This window comes from Micromonospora sp. WMMD956 (genome assembly GCF_029626125.1).
GTDB classification, from domain to species: Bacteria; Actinomycetota; Actinomycetes; order Mycobacteriales; family Micromonosporaceae; genus Micromonospora; species Micromonospora carbonacea.
In genome coordinates this window covers 3591735-3611302 of sequence record NZ_JARUBI010000005.1, presented here as the reverse complement: position 1 = coordinate 3611302, position 19568 = coordinate 3591735, and the positions used below count along the sequence as shown (strand labels likewise).

The following is a 19568-nucleotide window of genomic DNA, read 5'->3' as shown; positions in this document are numbered from 1 at the left end:
CGCGGCAGTCCTCGATCCGCCGCGGGGCGCAACCCGCCCGAGGCGATGCCCACCCGACCGTCCGTTCAGGCAATCGACAACAGGGGATATTCGTGGAACCGAAAGCAATCAAGCCGCTCGCGGGTGCCTCTCCATCGGTCGCGGTCATCGGCATCGGTTGCCGGTTCCCCGGCGACGTCAATTCCCCGGACGGCTTCTGGGACCTGCTCGCCGGCGGGCACAACACCACCGGCGAAGTGCCGGCCAGCCGATGGGAGCCGTACCGGGACCTGGGGCCCGAGTTCGAGAACGCCGTACGCCGGGCTAACCGTTCGGGCAGCTTCCTGAACGAGATCGACGGCTTCGACGCCGACTTCTTCGGCATCTCGCCACGCGAGGCCGAGCTGATGGATCCCCAGCAGCGACTGCTGCTGGAGGTGGCCTGGCAGGCCCTGGAACACGCGGGCATCGCACCGCGCGAGCTGGCCGGCACGGACACCGGTGTCTTCGCCGGTGCCTGCACCTACGACTACGGTGCCCACCAGCTCGAGAACCTCCCGTACATCGACGCCTGGACCGGGATCGGCGCCGCCGCCTGCGCGCTCTCCAACCGCGTCTCCCACGTGCTGGACCTACGGGGGCCGAGTCTCACCGTGGACACCGCGTGTTCGGCCTCGCTGGTGGCCCTGCACCTCGCCGCGCAGAGCCTGCGGCTGGGCGAGAGCACGGTGGCTCTGGTCGGCGGCGTCAATCTCATCGTCTCCCCGGGCCAGTCCATCACCCTCGGCGCCGCGGGTGCGCTGGCCCCGGACGGGCGGAGCAAGTCCTTCGACGCCACCGCCGACGGGTACGGCCGCGGCGAGGGCTGCGGCGTCGTCGTGCTGAAGCTTCTCGCCGATGCCGAGCGCGACGGAGACCGGGTGTTGGCGGTGCTGCACGGCAGCGCCGTGAACCAGGACGGTCGCACCAACGGGATCATGGCCCCGTGCGGGCAGGCCCAGGAGCACGTGATGGAACGGGCCCTGCGCAGCGGCGGGATAGCGCCCGGCTCGGTCGACTACGTCGAGGCGCACGGCACGGGCACTCCGCTCGGCGACCCGATGGAGGCCGCCGCGATCGGTGCCGTATACGGGCACGCTCGCGCCGACGGCGAGCCCTGCCTGATCGGTTCGGTCAAGGCCAACATCGGCCATCTGGAAGGCGCTGCGGGCATCGCCGGAGTGATCAAGGCGGTGCTCGCCCTGGACCGCGCCGAGATACCGGCCACCCCGGTCGTCACCGACGTCGATCCGGCCATCGCCTGGGACGCGCTGAACGTCCGCGTGGTGACCCGTCACCGGTCCTGGCCCGATCGCGGGAGACCGCGCCGGGCCGGCGTGTCCGGCTTCGGGTACGGCGGGACGGTGGCCCACGTCGTGCTCGGGCAGGCCCCACCGCGCACGCGACGGGAGCGCAGCCCGCTGACCGGTGAGTCCCTGTTCCCGATCTCCGCGTCCTCGGCGGCGTCGTTGGCCGAGCAGGCGTCGGCGCTCGCCGGCTGGCTCTCCCGGGACGCCGACCTGGCCTCCGTGGGACACACCCTGGCGATGCGGCGTTCGCATCTCGCGTACCGGGCGGTCGCCGTGGCCGCCGACGCGGACGGTCTCGGTGCCGCGCTACACGGCCTGGCCGCGGGCGAACCGGTCGACGGCGTGGTCACGGGATCGCCGCTCGGGGACCCTCCGAAGCTGCTCTGGGTCTTTTCCGGCCACGGTTCCCAGTGGGCGGGGATGGGCCGGGAACTACTCGTCACCGAACCGGCGTTCGCAGGGGTGGTCGACTCCCTGGAGGCCGTCTTCCTGGAGGAGATCGGCTTCTCGCCGCGGCAGGCGTTGCTGGACGGTGAGTTCGACGCGGTCGACCGGATCCAGACGATGATCTTCGTCATGCAGCTGGGACTGGCCGCGATGTGGCGGTCGCGGGGCGTGACCCCGGACGCCGTCATCGGCCACTCCGTCGGCGAGATCGCCGCCGCGGTCACCGCCGGCCTGCTGACGGTGGAGGACGGCGGCCGGTTGATCTGCCGGCGATCGGCGCTCCTGCGACGCGTCGCGGGCCAGGGCGCGATGGCCATGGTGTCGTTGCCGTTCGAGGAGGTCGCCGAGCGGTTGGCCGGTCGCAGCGACGTGGTGGCGGCCATCGCGTCGTCGCCGTCGTCGACGGTGGTCTCCGGCGATCCCTCGGCCCTGGATGCGCTGATCGCCCAGTGGGATGCCGAGCGGCTGGTGACCCGCAGGGTGGCCTCCGACGTGGCGTTCCACAGCCCGCACATGGATCCGCTGCTCGACGAGCTGACCGCCGCCGTCGACTTCACGCCGCACAGCCCGCGGATCCGGGTCTACTCCACCGCCCTGGACGACCCGCGTGCGGCGATGACGGCCGACGGGGCCTACTGGGCCGGGAACCTGCGCCAGCCCGTGCGGCTCGCCGCCGCGGTCACCGCGGCGTTCGCCGATGGCTTCCGCGCCTTCGTGGAGGTTTCGCCGCATCCGGTGGTCACCCACTCGATCCACGAGACGTTGGCCGGTTCCGACGACGAGGCGTACGTCGGCGTCACGCTGCGCCGCGATCAGTCCGAGGTACGCGGCTTCCTGACCGCACTCGCCGGGATGCACTGCATCGGGGTGCCCGTCGACTGGACGGCCCTGCACCCGTCGGGGGAACTGGTCACCCTGCCGGTCTACCGGTGGCGGCACCGCAGCCACTGGCACTATCCCGCCCCGGTCTCCCGGAGCGGGGGGCGCGGCCACGACCCTGATTCGCACACCCTGCTCGGTGCGCGGCGCAGCCTGGCGGGGAGCGCGGTGCGGGTGTGGGAGACCAGCCTGGACGACGCCAACCGGCCCTACCCGGGCAGCCACAGCCTCAACGGCGTCGAGATCGTGCCCGCCGCCGTGCTGGTGGTGACGTTCCTGGCGGCGGCCGAGCGGGACGGCGTGCCACCGGTCCTGGCCGACGTGGCGATGCGGCACCCGCTGATGACGGCGGACCTGCGGGAGATCCAGGTCATCCAGGAGGCCGACGCCGTCCGGCTCGCCTCCCGGGCCACCGGCGGGGATGCCGGCGAGGATCCGCCGTGGCTGGTCCACGCCGACGCGACCGTGGCCGACGGTGCTGCGGCGGCGCTCACGGGACGGACCCTCGTGGACCCCGAGCAGTACCGACTGGAGCCGGCCGACCCCGGGTCGATCCATCGCCGGCTCGCCGAGGTGGGCGTCCCGTCGACCGGTTTCGGTTGGTCGGTGGATCAGCTGCTCTCCGGGTACGGCGTCCTCCGGGCCCGCGTCCACACCGCCGAGACGTCCACCTGGGCGTCGGTGCTGGACGCGGTGATGTCGATCGCGCCGGCGGCGTTTCCCGGCATCCCGCAGTTGCGGATGGTGGTGCAGATCGACGAGGTGGCCACGAGTGGCCCGCCGCCCGAGACCGTCCTCGTCGAGGTGCGGCTCGACGAGGACCGCCCCGACACGGTGGACGCCCTCGTGGCCACCGCGGAGGGCCGGATCCTGGCCGCGCTGCCCGGCCTGCGCTACCCGGTGATCGACGAGCCGCCCGCCCCGGCCGGCACCGAGGAGGCGAGCCCCGCGGAGCCGGCGATGTCCTTTGCCGACCTGCCGCCGGCCGAGCTGCGGGAACGGGTGCTGGAGGAGGTTCGTCTCCAGATCGCGACCGAGATGCGGCTCGCGGTGGACGACCTGCATCCGAGGCGCCCGCTCGCGGATCAGGGCCTGGACTCCGTGATGACGGTGGTGATCCGGCGTCGGCTGGAGAAACGACTCGGGCTGGGCCTACCCACCACCGTCTTCTGGCAGCAACCCACCGTGACGGCCATCGCCGACCACGTGACCGGGCTGCTCTCGTCGAAGAGCTAGCCGACGAGCCGGGGCACCGGACGGATCGGCCGGGACATCGGCCGCGGCAGAGCCGATCTGCCGCGGCCGATGTGGGCACGTGCGCGGCGCGGGCCGCACAGGTTCGCGGAGGCACCCGGTGGGGTCGCCGCAGGCGGCATCCGCGTCCGGCCGGTCAGGACGGGAGGCTCGGCAGTGAGATCGCGGGATTCGCGAACTCGATGACGATGGTTCGGCGCCACTGGTCGCTGGGGTTGGGGCCCGAGCCGTGCACGAGCCGGACATCGTGCACGATCACGTCGCCCGCCTTCGACGGGACGGGCACTCGGGGCCCGCCGTCGCGGATCTCCGGGACGTCGATGTCGTCGGGCAGCAGGTGGGAGCCCGGAACACCTTCCAGACAGCCGTTCTCCGGGCCTGCGGTGTCCAGGCAGATGCTCAGGTTGCACACGGTGTGCGGCGCGACGTTGGCCCGGTCGCGGTGCCACGGGACGCCGGCCGCCCGCTTCGGCTCCTTCAGGACCAGGGCGAAGGCGGTGGGCACGACCGGTGACCCGACGAACGCGGCGGCCAGCTCCGCCAGTTCCGGGCGGAACAGCAGCTCGCGTTCGGCCCAGTCCTGCTTCTCCAGGTTGTGGATCCGGTAGAGCACCGGAGCCTCGTTCTCGACGTCGTAGTTCCAGTAGTCGTCCGAGACGTGGCCGTGCTCGGTGAAGCGGGAGATCAGGTCGATGGCACCGGCCTTGAGCCGCGCGATCGTGTCGTCGGCGAAGACCGGACCGGCGTTGACGAAGCCGTCCTCCCGGAATCGACGGATCTGCGCACCCAGCCGGGTACGGCCGACCACGACGATGTCGCAGACCTCCGCCGACGTGCGCTCGTGCAGCACCTCGATCTCGACGAAGCCGGCATTCTCCAGGGCCGCGAACAGCGAGGCCCGGTCCAACCAGCGCACGTCCACGCTCAGCCCGCGGGCCTGGGGCTCCGGGTGCTCCTCACGGACGTGCTTGACGGAATACCCGTCCAGCGTCTCCAGCCCGTCGGAACTGCCCCAGTAGTGGGTCGACAGGTAGATCCCGTTGGAAACCCGGGCGGCGTCCTTGAGCAGCGCCCAGGGCTCCCGGACGTGATACAGCAGGCCGGCGCAGAGGACGGCGTCGAACCGCCCCAGGGTGGCGAAGTCGAGCGTCTCCACGTCGGCGATCCGCAGTTCCACATTGGTGGCGCCGTGCACCTCCATCACGAACTCGGCGCGGCGCAGATTCTCCTCGCGGCCCTCGAGCCCGAGAATGCTGGTGCCGGGCTGTCGGGCCAGTGCGAGGGTGTCCGCACCCTCGAGCGCACCGAGCTCCAGGATCCGGGTCGCACCGGGAAACGCCTCGTAGAACGCCCGGGCCCGATCGGCTGGATCCTGGCTGAGGAGATATCCGTGGTCGGAGCCCTCCGCATAACGAATTCCCTCGAACTCGAATCCGTTCACCCACGGCTCGAGTTCCTTCGCGCGACGCTGAATCTCCCTACGGTCCATGGATTCCAAGCCTAGTGTTCGGGTGCGCGCGGGAAACTGGTGTTTTCACCACTGTCAGCGAGGCGCCGATCCCAGGCGCTTTTCGACAAGCCGCGCCCACTCCGGAACCTGATGGCCGCCGACCTCGATGTCGAACGACGATCGCAGTTCCGTCGGTCCCACACCGGCCGCCCACGTGGCGGTCCGGGCCAGTCCGTCCGCCAGCGGGGTGTCCGCCCAGTCGCCGAAGACCTTCCGGGCGCTGTCGGTCGCGGTGTACGCCACCCGGACCTCGTCGCGCGCGGGCAGGTGCACGATCGGATGATCCGGAACGCCGGCCGCCACCCGGACCGCCTCCGCGAGCTCCAGCACGGTGTTGGTGCTGGCCGCGCCCACGTTGAAGCTCCGGCCCCAGGCCTCCTCGACGTCGGGTGCCTGGCACACCACGTCCACGACGTCGCCCACGTACGTGAACGCCCGCACCTGACCGCCGTCGCCGTAGACCGTGATCGGCTCGCCACGCAGGATCTGGTTGAAGAAGATCGCGACCGCGTTCCGGTACGGGTCGCGCATGTTCTGCCACTCGCCGTAGACGTTGTGCATGCGGAAGGCGGTGAACGGAAGGCCCTGCGTCCGCGCCGTCACCTCGAGTTCGCGCTCGATGACGAGCTTGGCGTTGCCGTAGCTGTCCGCCGGCACCGGGATGGAGGTTTCCCGCATCGGCGTTTCACCGTGACCGTAGACGGCGACCGAGGAGGCGAAGCAGAAGAACGACACCCCGGTCTGCAACGACGCGTTGATGAGGTTGATGCTGCCCATCACGTTGGTGCCGTAGTTGAGCTTCTTGACCGAGTGGCTGATCGCTTCGGCTGCGAAGGCCGCGAAGTGGAAGACCCGGTCGAAGCGGTGCTCGGCGAAGGTCTGTTCCACCAGGTCGGCGTCGGTCACCGAGCCGACGATCAGATCGGCGCCCGCGGGCACGCGGGAGGCGCTGCCGCCGCTGAGATCGTCGAGCACGGTGACCCGGTGCCCGTCACTGGTCAACCGTCCCGCCAGGTGCGAACCGATGAAACCGGCGCCACCCGTGACCAGGCAGTGAGCCATACCGGGCTCCTTCGAAGGTTGGCTGAGAACATGGACAATCGCGGTGCCGCACCGTCAGTCGTGCGGGACGGCGTCGAGTTGCTTCCGCAGCGGCTCCCACCAGTGCCGGTTCGCGCGGTACCACGCGACCGTCTCGGCCAGGCCGTCGGCGAAGGGGACGCGCGGGGCGTAGCCCAGGGCCCGGAGCTTCGCGTCGGAAAGCGAGTAGCGGCGGTCGTGGCCCTTACGGTCGGGCACCCGCTCGACGGCGTCCCAGCTTCCGCCGACCGCGTCCAGCAGGTGCTGGGTGAGTTCCAGGTTGGTCAGCTCGGCCGTCCCGGCGATGTGGTAGACCTCGCCGGGCGCACCGCGTTCGACCACCGTCTGGATGCCACGGCAGTGGTCGGCCACGTGGATCCAGTCGCGGACGTTGCGCCCGTCGCCGTAGAGCGGGACCGACCGACCGTCCATCAGACGGGTGAGGAAGAGGGGGATCACCTTCTCCGGGAACTGGTACGGACCGTAGTTGTTGCCGCACCTGGTGATGCGGACCGGCAGTCCGTACGTCCGCGCGTACGCCAGGGCGATCAGGTCACCGCCCGCCTTGGCCGCGGCGTACGGCGAGTTCGGTGCCAGCGGCGCGTCCTCGCTCCACGATCCGGCCTCGATGCTGCCGTACACCTCGTCGGTGGAGACCTGGACGATGGTCGGCACTCCGGCGGTCAGGCACGCCTGCATGAGCGACTGGACGCCCTGGACGTTGGTCCGCAGGAACTCGGCCGAGTCGGCGATCGACCGGTCGACGTGGGTCTCGGCCGCGAAGTTCAGCACCACGTCGTGCCCGGGCAGAACCTCGGCGAGCAGTCGACCGTCGCAGATGTCACCGCGGACGAAGGTGACGGCGTCCCGCACCCCGGCGAGATTCGCGAGGTTTCCCGCATAGGTGAGGCTGTCGAGCACCGTGACCTCGCAGCCCTGCCACCCGGCGTACGCCCCGGCGACGAGCTCCCGCACGTAGTGCGAGCCGATGAAGCCGGCGCCACCGGCCACGAAGACCCTCGGCACTACACGCCTACCCGTACTTCACTGTGGTCGCCGAGGACGAAGCGGTACGTCTTCGGCGCGCGCGGGCCCGGGGTCAGGCGCGCCTCACGGCCGATCATCGACCACTCGATCCGGCCGATGCCGTCGATGAAGGCGCCACGGAGCACGATGGACTGCTCGATCTCGCTGTCGATGACGGTGCAGTCGCAGTCGATCGACGTGAACGGGCCGAGCTGCGAGTTGCGGATGATCGAGCCGGCCCCGACCACGACGGGCCCGACGATCCGCGACCCGGTGATGACCGCCCCGGGCCCGATCACGACCCGACCGGTGATCTCGGTGTCCGCACTGACCTCGCCACTCACCTCGGAGTCGAGGCTTTCCAGGATGAACCGGTTCATCTCCAGCATGTCCGCGAGGCTGCCGGTGTCCTTCCAGAATCCGGTGATGATGGTGGATTCGATACGCCTGTCGTGGTCGATCAGCCATTGGATGGCGTCGGTGATCTCCAGTTCGTTGCGCCACGAGGGCTTCAGCTCGGCTATCGCCTCGTGCACGACCGGGCTGAAGACGTACACGCCCACCAGAGCGAGGTCGCTCTTGGGATACCGGGGCTTCTCCTCGACGTCGACGACCCGGCCGTCCGGGCCCATCGTCGCGATGCCGAAGGCGTGCGGATCCTTGACCTTGGTCAGCATCAGCTGGGCGTGCGGGCGTTCCCGGCGGAACCGCTCGACCGCGTCGTTGATGCCACCGAGGACGAAGTTGTCGCCCAGGTACATCACGAAGTCGTCGTCGCCGAGGAAGTCCCGGGCGATCAGGACCGCGTGCCCCAGACCGCGCGGGGCGTCCTGCGGCAGGTAGGTCACCTTCAAGCCGAACTGCGAGCCGTCACCGACCGCCCGCTCGATCTCCGGCGCGGTGCTGCCGACGATGATGCCGACTTCCCGGATCCCGGCGTCGCGAATTGCTTCCAGACCGTAGAAGAGGACCGGTTTGTTCGCGACCGGAATGAGCTGCTTCGCTGACGTGTGGGTGATCGGGCGCATTCGCGAGCCGATTCCACCCGCCAATACCAGCGCTTTCACGAGTCGATCCTGGATGTTCGGACCGCGACAGGAACGTGGTTCACGATGGACTCCGGCAGTGGAGGCGACTGGTTCTTCGACCGTACCGAAGTCTGTCCCGTGATTTCCCTACTAAAGGGTCCGTTATCGATCGACTGCAACGCCGGGAGTCGGACCAGCCGACCAGGCCCAACAAGCGGCGCCCACGGACCGGTCGGCTATCCGTCCTGGCCCGTCCCGACCAGGTCGGCGCCCGCCGCCCGCAGCAGGGCCCGCACCATGCCGGCGAAGTCGACGCTCGGGCGCCAGCCGGTCGCGGCCCGCAACCGGCTCGCGTCGCCGACCAACGGCACGCTCGGCCGGGTGAGCACCGCGGCGTTCTCCTCGACGTGCTCGCGCCAGTCCAGCCCGGCCGCCGCGAAGGCGGTCTCCGCGAACTCGCGGACGGTGCGCCGCACCCCCGAGGCGACCACGTAGTCGTCCGCTGTCGCCAGGCCGAGGATCCGCCTCATCGCATCCACGTAGTCCGGCGCGTAGCCCCAGTCCGCCTCGGCCGCCAGGCCGCCGAGCACGAGCCGGTACGCCTCGCCGCGCTGGATGCGGACCACGGCGTCCACGATCTTGCGGGACACGAAGCCGGGGCGGCGGAGCGGGGACTCGTGGCTGTAGAGGATGCCGACCGAGGCGAACACCCCCCGCGCCCGGTAGGAACGACAGTGCAGCAGACCGGCCGCCTTGCTGATGCCGTAGACGGAGGTCGGTCGGAGCGGCGTGGTCTCGTCCTGTACCGGCGTGTCCGGCCTGCCGAAGACGTGCGAGGAGGCGGCGTAGAACACCCTGGTCGCCGGGCTGTGCCGCTCGACGGCCTCCAGGAAGTGCACCACGGCCAACGTGTTGACGGCGTACGACCGGTGTGCCAGCTCCACCGGATCGGCGACCGGGTCCTGCGCGGAGTTCTGCACCGCTGCCAGCAGGTAGATCTCGTCCGGTCGCAGCTCGGCCACCAGTTCGGCCACGTCGTCGGGCCGGACGATGTCGACCGGGCCGTGCCGGCCCACCGGCATCACCCGGTAGTCGTGGGCCCGCAACAGCCGGCTCAACAACACCCCGTCCTGGCCCTCGGCACCCACCACGATCGCCGTCGGCACGGTCAGCCCCGGCGCTCGGGCGGCAGCGGGAGCACCACTCGAACGCCGGTGACAGCACGTCGACCGCGTGACGTCACGTGCCGGAGCGCGCCGCCGCCGGGGGCCGTCCGCGCGGTGGGCCGCGCCCACGCGAGGAGGGCGCGCGAGGTGCCGCCGCCCGGGAGGACGGCGTGGTGTCGGGTCATGAATGGCTGCTTCCGCTCGAAAAGGGACACGGCGAGTGTGACACAACGGGTGGCGACATTCGACTTGTCCGCAGACTCTAGGCCGTTCCCTAATCCTGACCTGGGGTGATGACTGTCGGGTGCCGCACCCATATCGTGACTGTCGAGGTCATCCCTTGAAGGAGACGGCATGGACGCGATGGAACTGGTGGGCACCATAGACCACCGTGACCGGGAGGAGTTCCGCAGTCGTGGGTTCGCGATACTCCCGCAGGTCGCGAGCGAGTCGGAGGTGGCGTGGCTGCGCCAGGCCTACGACCGGCTTTTCGTCCGACGCGCGACCCCGGGCGCGGAGGACTTCTACGATATCGCCGGCCAACGCGACCGCGAAGGGCCGCCACTGCTGCCGCAGATCATCAAGCCGGAGAAATACGTACCGGAGTTGCTGGATAGCCCGCACTTCGCGCGGTGCCGGTCAATTGCGGCAGCCTTTCTCGATATGGCCGAGGAAGAGCTCGAGTTCTACGGGCACGCCATCCTGAAGCCGCCGCGATACGGCGCTCCGACGCCATGGCACCAGGACGAGGCCTACATGGATCCCCGGTGGAGGCGGCGCGGGTTGAGCATCTGGACGACCCTGGACGAGGCCACCGTCGAGAGCGGCTGCCTGCACTACCTGCCGGGGGGCCACCGCGGTCCGGTGCTCCCGCACCACCACATCGACAACGACGACCGCATCCGTGGCCTGATGACCGACGACGTCGACCCGACCAGCGCGGTCGCCTGCCCGCTGGCGCCCGGGGGCGCGGTGGTGCACGACTTCCGGACCCCGCACTACGCCGGCCCGAACCTGACCGACCAGCCTCGGCGCGCGTACGTGCTGGTGTTCATGAGCGCGCCGGCCGAGGTCGCCGACCCCGAGCCCCGCCCGTGGATGGACTGGGGATAGCCGGCCCGGCCACGCCCCGAACCCCCTACCCGAAGAAGGCCAGCAGGTTCCGCAGGACGCGGGGGTAGCCGTACTCCTCCCGCACCCGGTCCTGGATCCGACCGACGATCCGGGCATGCCGCTCGAAGTCCGTGGTGAGGCGGGCGAGCGTCGTGGCCGGATCGTCGCCGAGCAGCAGGGGCGCGCACTCGTCGCCGTAGACCTCGGCGAGGAACTCCGCGTCGGCGGAGAGAGCCGGCAGGGCGCCCGACGCCAGGGTCTCGAACATGCGCGGCGTCAGCAGGCCCGTGCCCGCCACCAGGGGACGGACCAGGACCGGTGAGATCAGCGACCGGCCCATCTCCGGGATCACCTGCCCGAAGGCCACCGGCGGGCAGAGCTCGACGCCGCGTTCCGCCAGCCAGCCCGGGACGCTCGTGGTCGCGTCCTCGAACCCGGGAGAGGTGGCGCCGTCCCAGAATCGGCCGCAGACCCGCATGCGCGGCACGGGACGCAGCGTCACCGCCGCCTCCACCAGGGCCGTCAGCGGCTCCCAACGCCACCAGTTGCTGCCGATGTACTGCAGGTCGTAGTCCCGCTGCCGGCCGAGGGTCAACGGGTGGCACACGGTCTCGGGCATGCCGATGCACGAGAAGAACTCCGCTCCCGGGGCCATCTTCCCGGTGAGCTTCGGCTGTAGCATCACGTCGCTCAGCTCGCTGTAGAGCGAGCGCCAGCTCTCGGCGGTGTACTTGCCCGCCGTGCCGTCCACGCCCAGCTCCGGATGCTCGTCGGCCCAGTGCAGGTCGAAGTCCACGACCAGGCGGCGCGACCGGGGGAACGTGCGGGTCGCCAGTTCGATCTGCTCGGGAGTCAGGAACTGCCGGGCCTCGAACATCACCACCAGGTGGGTGCCCCAGCCGAGGTCCGGCTCGACGGGCAGGAGCCCGGGCACCTGGTCGTCCATCCGCGACAGCGGGCCGCTGACCCGGACTTCGCAGCCCGCCGCGCCGGCGGCCCGGACGTAGCCCTCCACGGTGTGACTGAACCCGGCCTGCCAGTGGAAGTTGCCGGAGATGAGGATGCGGGGCCCGGTCACGACGCCACCTCACGCCGTGCCGGCGTACGGCCCGCGCGCAACGCCCGGTGACTGCGTCGACGTTCCGCTATGGTCGGCGCGTGGCCCGCCAGCCAGCGCACCGCCGCCAGGGTTTCCCGGGCCCCGGTCATCGGGTCCACCCTGCCGACCACGGTCCGGCCGACCAGGTCCGCCACCAGCCACCGGGCGGCCAGCCGGGTCGCCTTGGTCGGGTGCCAGTCCACGTCCGTGAGCAGGTAGTAGTAGCGGTTGCGCCGCATGTGCACCCGGGTGTACGCGCTGCGCGTGGCCGCACCGCCGCCGCCGTGGTGTTGCAGGCCCTCGTCGAGCAGGAGGGCCACCCGCCAGCCCGCCCATCTGGCCCGCCGGCACAGGTCCACCTCCTCGTAGTACGTGTGGAACACCTCATCGAACACACCCACCTCGCGCAGCATCGCCACCCGCGCGAACAGCGCCGCGCCCTGGACGTACGCGTGCTCCAAGGTCCTCGGCGCGCGGCCTTGCGGACTGCCGGCCGGGGACGGATGAGCCATCCCGTCGCCCGCGAACGCGTGCTGCTCGCCCAGCCAGAGCGCCGTGTTGGTCCAGTCGTTGAACTCGACGAGCTCGGTCGACTCGGCGTCGTAGCGGTATTGCAGCGGGCCGACGATGCCGTACTCCGGCCAGCGCTCGGCGAACTCGACCATCGCCCGGACGAGCCGTGGCGGGGTCCAGGTGTCCGGGTTGACCAGGAACACGTAGTCGGCGCCGGCGGCGAGCGCGGCCCGGATGCCGACGTTGTTGGCGCCGGCGAACCCGAGGTTGGTGGGATTTCGGGTGATCTTCACGCTCGGGAACTCCCGCGCGACCAGCTCCGCGCTGCCGTCGGTGGAGGCGTTGTCGATCAGGTGCACGTCAAGATCGAATCCTTCGGTGTCACTGTCGACAAGCGCCCCCAGGCAGCGACGCAGCCACTTGCTCTCGTTGGTGGTCACCGTGACGGTCGCCACCCGCGGGCGTCCCGATGTCATGTGCCGACCTCTCTCCTTCAACACCGCGTCCGATACCCTTACAGCAGCTACCGACGCAGCACGGCCCGGATGGCCTTGGTGAGTTCGAGGGCGTCGGGCAGCAGCGCGTGGTCCAGGTTCAGGGCGTACGGGATCACTGCGCCGTCGGGCCGGGACACCCGCTTCGGCGGTACCGCCAGGCCGAACTCCTCCGCCGCGGTCGCCGCGATCTCGGCGCCGAAACCACACATCCGGTTCGAGTCGTCGATCACCACCAACCGACCGGTCCGGCTGATCGACTTGCCCAGGGTCTCCCAGTCGACCGGGTAGACCGTGCGCGGGTCGATGACCTCGACCGACGCCTCACCGGCCAGGTCGGCGGCCACCTGGAGGGCGACCGGGACCAGATGGCCCACGGCGACCACCGTGACGTCGGTGCCCTCCCGGTGCGTACGGGCACTGCCCAGCGGCACGGCGTCGAGGTCACCGTCGATCTCCTCGGACGTGCCCATCAGCAGGGTCGGCGCGAACACGGCGACCGGATCCGGCTCCCGGATCGCCGACAGCAGCAGGCCGTACGCGTCGCTGGGCGTCGCCGGCACCGCGGTCTTGACCCCCACGTGCGCGAGCAGGCTGTACGGGTGGTCGGAGTGCTGCCCGGCCATGCCCGACCGGGACCCGGAGCCGGGCACCAGATAGGTGACCGGGACGCTGGCCTGGCCGCCGGTCATCAGCGAGAACTTGTGCGCCTGGTTGGCGATCTGCTCGAACACCAGGTACAGCAGGGACGGGATCTGGAACTCGACGACGGGACGCTGGCCGGCGATGGCGGCCCCGGTGGCCAGGCTGGTGAACGCCTGCTCGGACAGCGGCGTGTCCACCACCCGGCCATCGTGCGCCTCGGCCAGCCCCTTGGTGATGCCGGTGAGGCCCAGGCAGACGTCCTCGCCGAAGATGCACACCCGTTCGTCACGGGCCATCTCGTCGCGCAGGGCCTGGTTCAGCGCTGCGATGTAGGACAGAGTCGGCATCGGATCACGCTCCCGGCCGCGTCGGCGCCGTGCCGGCGTACAGGTAGTCCAGAGCGTCGCGCGGGTCGGACCCGGGACTCGATCCGGCGAACGCGACGGCTTCGGCGATCAGCGCGGCGATCTCCGCGTCGACCTCGTCGGCGACCGCCGGCGCGAGCCGCGCCCGCTGGCGCGCCAGCGGGTCACGTTCCGTCCAGCTGGCCACCTCGGCCTCGTCGCGGTAGTTGATGCCCATCAGGTGTTCCACCGTGTGGTGACCACGGAACCGGTAGGTGGCGCACTCGAGGAAGTGCGGTCCCCCACCGGCCCGGCAGGCGGCCACCGCCCGCCCCGCGGCCTCGGTGACCGCCTCCACGTCCATCCCGTCCACCGCTTCGGCGGTCAGGCCGAACCCGGCCGCCCGGCGCACCGGGTCGCCCGCCAGGCCCCGGTCGACCGGCAGGCTGATGGCGTACCCGTTGTTCTCGCAGACGAACAGCACCGGCAGCGACCACAGCGCCGCCAGGTTGAAGGCCTCGAGCACCACGCCCTGGCTGAGTGCGCCATCGCCGAAGTACGCCACGGCCACCTGCTGGTCACGGCCCTGACGCCGGGCTGCCCAGGCCGCGCCCACCGCGATGGGTGCGCCCGCGCCCACGATCCCGTTCGCGCCGTAGACGCCCAGCCCCACGTCGGCGGCGTGCATCGACCCGCCACGCCCCCGGTTGAGGCCCGTGCTCGCGCCGTACAGCTCGGCCAGGGTCCGCTTCGGATCGGCGCCCTTCGCGAGCACGTGGCCGTGCCCACGGTGGGTGCTGGTGATGACGTCGTCCTCTCGCAGGTGGGCGCTCACGCCCACCGCGACGGCCTCCTGACCGATGTAGGGGTGGATACCACCGACGATCGTCCCGGCGACGGCCATTTCGAGGCAGTGCTCCTCGAACTCCCGGATGAGACGCATCTGTCGGTAGAGGTATCGAGATCGATCCGGCTCGGTCGTCACATGAACTCCCCTTTCGCCAGGGCGGACGGGATTCGGCACCGACTGTAGGGCGGGACGGTCCAAGAAATCCCCAGAGATCACCGCGCCTTCCCGGCCAGGTCCCGCAGCACGTCGAGGACGGTGACCGGCAGGGGCAGCTCGGCGATCTCGTCGGCCAGGGCACGCGCGGCCGTGGCGTAGGCCGGCTCGGTCAGCAGCCTGCGGGCCGCATCCGCGAGGGCGTCCTCGGTGTCCGCACCGGGCGGCAGGCTGATCGCGATGCCCTTGGTCGCCAGCATCCCGGCCCAGTCCACGAACCGGCGCTCCTGCGGGATGATCAGCTGCGGGACACCGGCCTGCATGGCGGTGAGCGCGGTCATCGTGCCGGAGTGATGCACGATCAGGGCGCAGGTGGGCAGGACCATGTCCAGCGGAACCCAGCCCGCGTGCGCCACCCCGGGCATCTTCCGGACCAGCGCGCCGACCTCCTCCGGGGCGGCGACGACCAGTTCGACGTCCAGGTCCGCGAGCGCGGTCACGAGGTTCCACAACAGGTCCATGCCGTGCGTCGGCGTGACCAGGCTGCCCGCGGTCAGCAGCACCCGGCGCCGGTCCCCCGGCGTGACCATCCACGGTTCCACGGGCCGCTGCTCGCTGGTGGGCGTCCACCGCATCGGCTGCACCGGTCCGCCCGCGGGCCGGATGCTGGCCGGGAAGATGTCGATCGCCAGGTCGAAGTCGGGCACCCGGTCGAGGCCGAGCGCGCTCAGCTCGGGCTTGAGCTCGTCCTCGACACCGGGGTGCGTGCCGTCGCGGTCGATCGGGGTCCCGGTGAGCAGGTGCCGCGCGCACGGCAGGCCGAACTCGGCGGCCAGCAGCGGGCCGGCGTAGGCGTGCGGCCCGCTCACCAGGACGTCCGGCCGCCAGCCGGTGACGAGGTCGCGCGTCGGGCCGAGGTTGACGGCGGCCAGGCGGCCGAACATGTGGCCGACGAAGGTCGGCAACTCGGCGGGGTCGGTGGGAAACTCCAGCGCGTTGCCGGCGCGGTCGGTGGTCAGCAGCTGGGTCAGCGTCAGCTCACTCGTCGTCACGGCGGGCAGGCCGATGCCCGTCGCCGCGGCGGCGCCCTCCACGGTGGACGCGACGATGACCTCGTGGCCGCACACCCGTGCGGCGACGGCCAGGGCGCCCACCCCGAATACGTTCGATTTCACCGGCCCCGGCAGAAAGAGTATCTTCACGAACCCTCCATGCGCATTAATGTCTGGAAGACAGTGCCCGGCGCGGCGCACACCAAGCCCCCCGACAGCCGACAGCCGACCAATTCGAGGGTTTCGCCCAGCAATTCGGCGAGCACCCTATTCCGGGCCGAGCAGGCTGGGATCGGGTTGACGCCAGACGGTCAACCAGCCCCATCGTAGATCACTTCGGGCGCATCACACTAGCGCTCCCACTAGACCTTCCCGGTGATCGTAGAACGCCAATCTGGACACGTCGTACGGTGATGTTCTCAATAGAAGGATCACGTCCCGTCCTCCTCATCGATTGGGAGCCTCATGGTCAGCACGGTCTTGGTTATCGGTGGCGGTCCGGCCGGATCGACCGCCGCGGCACTGCTCGCGCGCGCGGGACTGTCGGTGACCCTGCTGGAGAAGGAGACCTTCCCGCGCTACCACATCGGCGAGTCGATCGCGTCCTCGTGCCGGACCATCGTCGACTTCGTCGGCGCGCTGAGCGACGTCGACGCCCGCGGCTACACCCAGAAGAACGGTGTGCTGCTGCGGTGGGGCAAGGAGGACTGGGCCATCGACTGGACCGAGATCTTCGGTCCCGGAGTCAGGTCCTGGCAGGTGGACCGCGACGACTTCGACCACGTGCTGCTGAACAACGCCGCCAAACAGGGCGCCACGGTCATCCAGAACGCCGAGGTCAAGCGGGTGATCTTCGACGGCGACCGCGCGGTGGCCGCGGAGTGGACCGAGCCGGACAGCGGCGAGCGGCGCACCACCGAGTTCGACTTCGTCGTGGACGCCTCCGGCCGGGCCGGCATGATCCCCGCCCGCCACTTCAAGCACCGACGGGCGAACGACACGTTCAAGAACGTCGCCATCTGGGGCTACTGGGACGGCGGATCACTGCTGCCCAACTCGCCGCAGGGCGGCATCAACGTGGTCGGCGCGCCGGACGGCTGGTACTGGGTCATCCCGCTGCGGGGCAACCGCTACAGCGTCGGGTTCGTGTGTCACCAGAAGCGCTTCCTCGAACGACGCAGCGAACACGACTCACTCGAGGACATGCTCGCCGCGCTCGTCGAGGAGTCGCCGACGGTGCGGAGCCTGGTGGCGACCGGGACGTACCAGCCGGGTGTCCGGGTCGAGCAGGACTTCTCGTACGTGTCCGACAGCTTCTGCGGCCCCGGCTACTTCGCCGCGGGCGACAGCGCCTGCTTCCTGGACCCGCTGCTGTCGACCGGCGTGCACCTCGCGCTCTACAGCGGCATGCTCGCGTCGGCGTCGATCCTGGGCATCGTCAACGGCGACGTCGAGGAGGAGCAGGCCTACGGGTTCTACGAGACGCTCTACCGCAACGCCTTCGAGCGCCTGTTCACCCTGGTCGCGGCCGTCTACCAGCAGCAGGCCGGCAAGGCGAACTACTTCGCCCTCGCCGACCGGCTGATCGGCGAGCACGACGAGGACGAGTTCGAACGGGTCGACGGCGCCAAGGCGTTCGCCCAGCTGATCGCCGGGCTCGCCGACGTGAGCGACGCCATGGCCGGTCGCTCGGTTCCGCCGCAGCTACCGGCGGCCGACGCCGGCAACTCGGTCGGCCAGCTCTTCCTCGCCGCCGAGCAGGCCCGCCGGATGGCGGAGGCCGGTGTTCCCAAGGCGCCGGTCAGCGAGGGGCTGAACAAGATCGACGGGCTCGAGCTGTTCGACCCGGAGACCGGCCTGTACCTGATGACGAGCCCGCGACTGGGCATCGGACGGACCCGGCCGGCGTGAGCGGCTCCCTGGCGGCCGACCCCGCCCAACGCAACGAGGACTACGACCGACTCACCGTCGAGATCATCGAGCGGGTCTGCGGCCGGACGGCCGTGTCGGTGGACCTCGGTGCCGGCGTCGGCGAGATCACCCAGCACCTGGTCCGGGTGGCGCCGGAGGGCAACCACTTCGCCGTCGAACCGTTGCCCGCACTCGCCGACGAGTTGGCAGACCGGCTGCCGTCGGTCACGGTCGTCAGGGCGGCAGCCGCCGACGCCGCGGGCCGGCACAGCTTCGTGCACGTGGTGTCCAACCCCGGCTACAGCGGCCTGCGCCGGCGTCCCTACGACCGGCCGGCGGAGACGCTGCACGAGATCACCGTGGACACGGTGCGCCTGGACGACGTCATTCCCGCGGACGTACGTGTCGACCTGATCAAGATCGACATCGAGGGGGGCGAGGTGCTGGCCCTGCGGGGGGCGCGCGACACGTTGCGGCGTGGTCGGCCGGTGATCGTCTTCGAGCACGGCGGCGACGCCGTCATGCGGGAGTACGGCACGACGACGGACGACCTGTGGTCACTGCTGGTGGAGGAGCTGGGTTACCAGGTGTTCACCCTGCCGGCGTGGCTCGCGGGCGGGCGGGCGCTGAGCCGCGCCGCGCTCACCACGGCCCTGGAGCAGGACTGGTACTTCGTCGCGGACCGCGCCGCCGGGCCCGCGACCGCTGATCAGAAGGGTGTGGACTGATGGATTCCGTCGGAGACCTGCGTGTCGTCAACCGGATCGCGGAATGCGACATCCGGCGGACGGGGCTGCTGCCCGAGCACGTCACGGCCTTTCGCCGGCAGGGTGTCCTGGTCGTCCGCGGGTTGCTCACGCCGCAGGAGCTGGCCGACGTCCAGGAGGCCGGCCGGGCCCTGATCGACCGGGCGTGGTCGACCCGGTCCATGGAGGACACCGTCTGGACGTTGGAGCCCGACCAGCCGGGCGCCGCGCCGGTGCGGATCGAGTACGTCGTCGACAAGGCCCGACCCATCGCCATGCTGGCCGGTCATCCGTTGCTGCTGCGGATCATGGAGCAGTTGGTCGGACCGAATCTGATCCCGACCTGGGACAGCATGGTCTTCAAGACACCCGCCGGAGCGCCCAGGCTGGCCTGGCACCGCGACGCTGGGCTCTACGACAACGCGGTCGGCGTCACCGGTGCGGGCCGGGTCATCGACGCCGGGATCTACCTCGACCCCGCCCCCGAGGACAACTGCGTCTGGTGCATCCCGGAGTCGAACTACTGGGGCGACGACCGGTTGACCGCCACCGCGGACCAGCTCAACGCGAGCGAATGGGACACCACGGGGGCGGTGCCAGCCGTGATGCAGCCGGGGGACCTCCTGCTGCACAACATTCTCACGCTGCACGGGGCGCCCGCGGTGGTCGGGAAGCAGCGCCGGGTCATCTACTTCGAGTACCGGCCGGCCGAGGTGGAATGGCAGTTGGGCCCGCACAGCGCGGAGTACATCGGGCTCAAACAGCAGGTCCTGCGGTCCTGCATCCAGATGCGGGCGAACGAGCCGCAGTTCGGCGACGAGGAGCCGTTCGACTATCAGCCGGCCGAGTCGCTCCGGCACTGGGTGGACCGGCCGGAGATCGACACGCTGCGTTTCGCGCACGAGGAGCACTGGCGATGGTGAGCTCGGG

General features: G+C 70.6%; 15 protein-coding genes. 5 read left to right on the top strand and 10 right to left on the bottom strand.

Features of this window, described 5'->3' with window-relative positions; all coding sequences use genetic code 11:
* Positions 1 to 92: 92 nt before the first annotated feature.
* On the top strand, positions 93 to 3890 hold the full coding sequence (locus tag O7628_RS16610) for a beta-ketoacyl synthase N-terminal-like domain-containing protein (RefSeq protein WP_278131734.1): 3798 nt from the start codon (positions 93 to 95) through the stop codon (positions 3888 to 3890).
* Positions 3891 to 4044: 154 nt separating this feature from the next.
* On the opposite strand, the gene O7628_RS16605 is transcribed toward O7628_RS16610, so the two are convergent.
* The 5 genes from O7628_RS16605 to O7628_RS16585 form a co-directional block, all read right to left on the bottom strand.
* A complete protein-coding gene (locus tag O7628_RS16605) occupies positions 4045 to 5349 on the bottom strand; it encodes a phytanoyl-CoA dioxygenase family protein (RefSeq protein WP_278131732.1) in 1305 nt (434 codons plus the stop codon).
* Positions 5350 to 5451: 102 nt separating this feature from the next.
* Complete coding sequence (locus tag O7628_RS16600; protein ID WP_278131730.1) at positions 5452 to 6480, bottom strand: NAD-dependent epimerase/dehydratase family protein; 1029 nt, start codon at positions 6478 to 6480, stop codon at positions 5452 to 5454.
* 54 nt (positions 6481 to 6534) lie between these two features.
* Positions 6535 to 7509, bottom strand: coding sequence for a dTDP-glucose 4,6-dehydratase (gene rfbB / locus O7628_RS16595; protein ID WP_278131728.1), 975 nt, complete (start codon positions 7507 to 7509; stop codon positions 6535 to 6537).
* A 14-nt stretch (positions 7510 to 7523) separates the two neighbouring features.
* The gene (locus O7628_RS16590; protein WP_278131726.1) at positions 7524 to 8591 is read right to left on the bottom strand and encodes a glucose-1-phosphate thymidylyltransferase; all 1068 of its coding nucleotides are present in this window, start codon (positions 8589 to 8591) and stop codon (positions 7524 to 7526) included.
* Between the two features lie 197 nt (positions 8592 to 8788).
* Positions 8789 to 9718: a GDP-mannose 4,6-dehydratase gene (locus O7628_RS16585; protein ID WP_278131724.1), complete on the bottom strand. Its 930-nt coding sequence runs from the start codon at positions 9716 to 9718 to the stop codon at positions 8789 to 8791.
* Positions 9719 to 10072: 354 nt separating this feature from the next.
* Here O7628_RS16585 and O7628_RS16580 point away from each other — a divergent pair, with 354 nt between their 5' ends.
* The gene (locus O7628_RS16580) at positions 10073 to 10831 is read left to right on the top strand and encodes a phytanoyl-CoA dioxygenase family protein (RefSeq protein WP_278131721.1); all 759 of its coding nucleotides are present in this window, start codon (positions 10073 to 10075) and stop codon (positions 10829 to 10831) included.
* A 25-nt stretch (positions 10832 to 10856) separates the two neighbouring features.
* Here the strand turns inward: O7628_RS16580 and O7628_RS16575 are convergent, their stop codons facing one another.
* The 5 genes from O7628_RS16575 to O7628_RS16555 form a co-directional block, all read right to left on the bottom strand.
* Positions 10857 to 11909, bottom strand: a complete 1053-nt coding sequence (locus O7628_RS16575; RefSeq protein WP_178063236.1) for a glycosyltransferase — start codon at positions 11907 to 11909, stop codon at positions 10857 to 10859.
* On the bottom strand, positions 11906 to 12919 hold the full coding sequence (locus O7628_RS16570; RefSeq protein WP_178063235.1) for a glycosyltransferase family 2 protein: 1014 nt from the start codon (positions 12917 to 12919) through the stop codon (positions 11906 to 11908). The genes O7628_RS16575 and O7628_RS16570 overlap by 4 nt, the downstream gene beginning before the upstream one ends.
* A 47-nt stretch (positions 12920 to 12966) precedes the next feature.
* Positions 12967 to 13929, bottom strand: coding sequence for a transketolase C-terminal domain-containing protein (locus O7628_RS16565; RefSeq protein ID WP_278131717.1), 963 nt, complete (start codon positions 13927 to 13929; stop codon positions 12967 to 12969).
* A gap of 4 nt (positions 13930 to 13933) precedes the next feature.
* Positions 13934 to 14869 (bottom strand): thiamine pyrophosphate-dependent dehydrogenase E1 component subunit alpha, encoded by a 936-nt coding sequence (locus O7628_RS16560; RefSeq protein WP_278131716.1) that lies wholly within the window; start codon positions 14867 to 14869, stop codon positions 13934 to 13936.
* A 119-nt stretch (positions 14870 to 14988) separates the two neighbouring features.
* Positions 14989 to 16104 carry a nucleotide disphospho-sugar-binding domain-containing protein gene (locus O7628_RS16555; RefSeq protein WP_278131714.1) on the bottom strand — a complete coding sequence of 372 codons (1116 nt, stop codon included), beginning with the start codon at positions 16102 to 16104 and terminating at the stop codon, positions 14989 to 14991.
* Between the two features lie 342 nt (positions 16105 to 16446).
* On the opposite strand from O7628_RS16555, the gene O7628_RS16550 reads away from it, so the two are divergent.
* From O7628_RS16550 to O7628_RS16540, 3 genes are read left to right on the top strand one after another with little or no spacing between them, the layout of a single operon-like run.
* Positions 16447 to 17892 carry an NAD(P)/FAD-dependent oxidoreductase gene (locus O7628_RS16550; protein WP_278131713.1) on the top strand — a complete coding sequence of 482 codons (1446 nt, stop codon included), beginning with the start codon at positions 16447 to 16449 and terminating at the stop codon, positions 17890 to 17892.
* Complete coding sequence (locus O7628_RS16545) at positions 17889 to 18620, top strand: FkbM family methyltransferase (protein ID WP_278131711.1); 732 nt, start codon at positions 17889 to 17891, stop codon at positions 18618 to 18620. The genes O7628_RS16550 and O7628_RS16545 overlap by 4 nt, the downstream gene beginning before the upstream one ends.
* Positions 18620 to 19561 carry a phytanoyl-CoA dioxygenase family protein gene (locus tag O7628_RS16540; protein WP_278131709.1) on the top strand — a complete coding sequence of 314 codons (942 nt, stop codon included), beginning with the start codon at positions 18620 to 18622 and terminating at the stop codon, positions 19559 to 19561. Before O7628_RS16545 ends, O7628_RS16540 begins: the two co-directional genes overlap by 1 nt.
* The last annotated feature ends 7 nt before the right edge of the window (positions 19562 to 19568 follow it).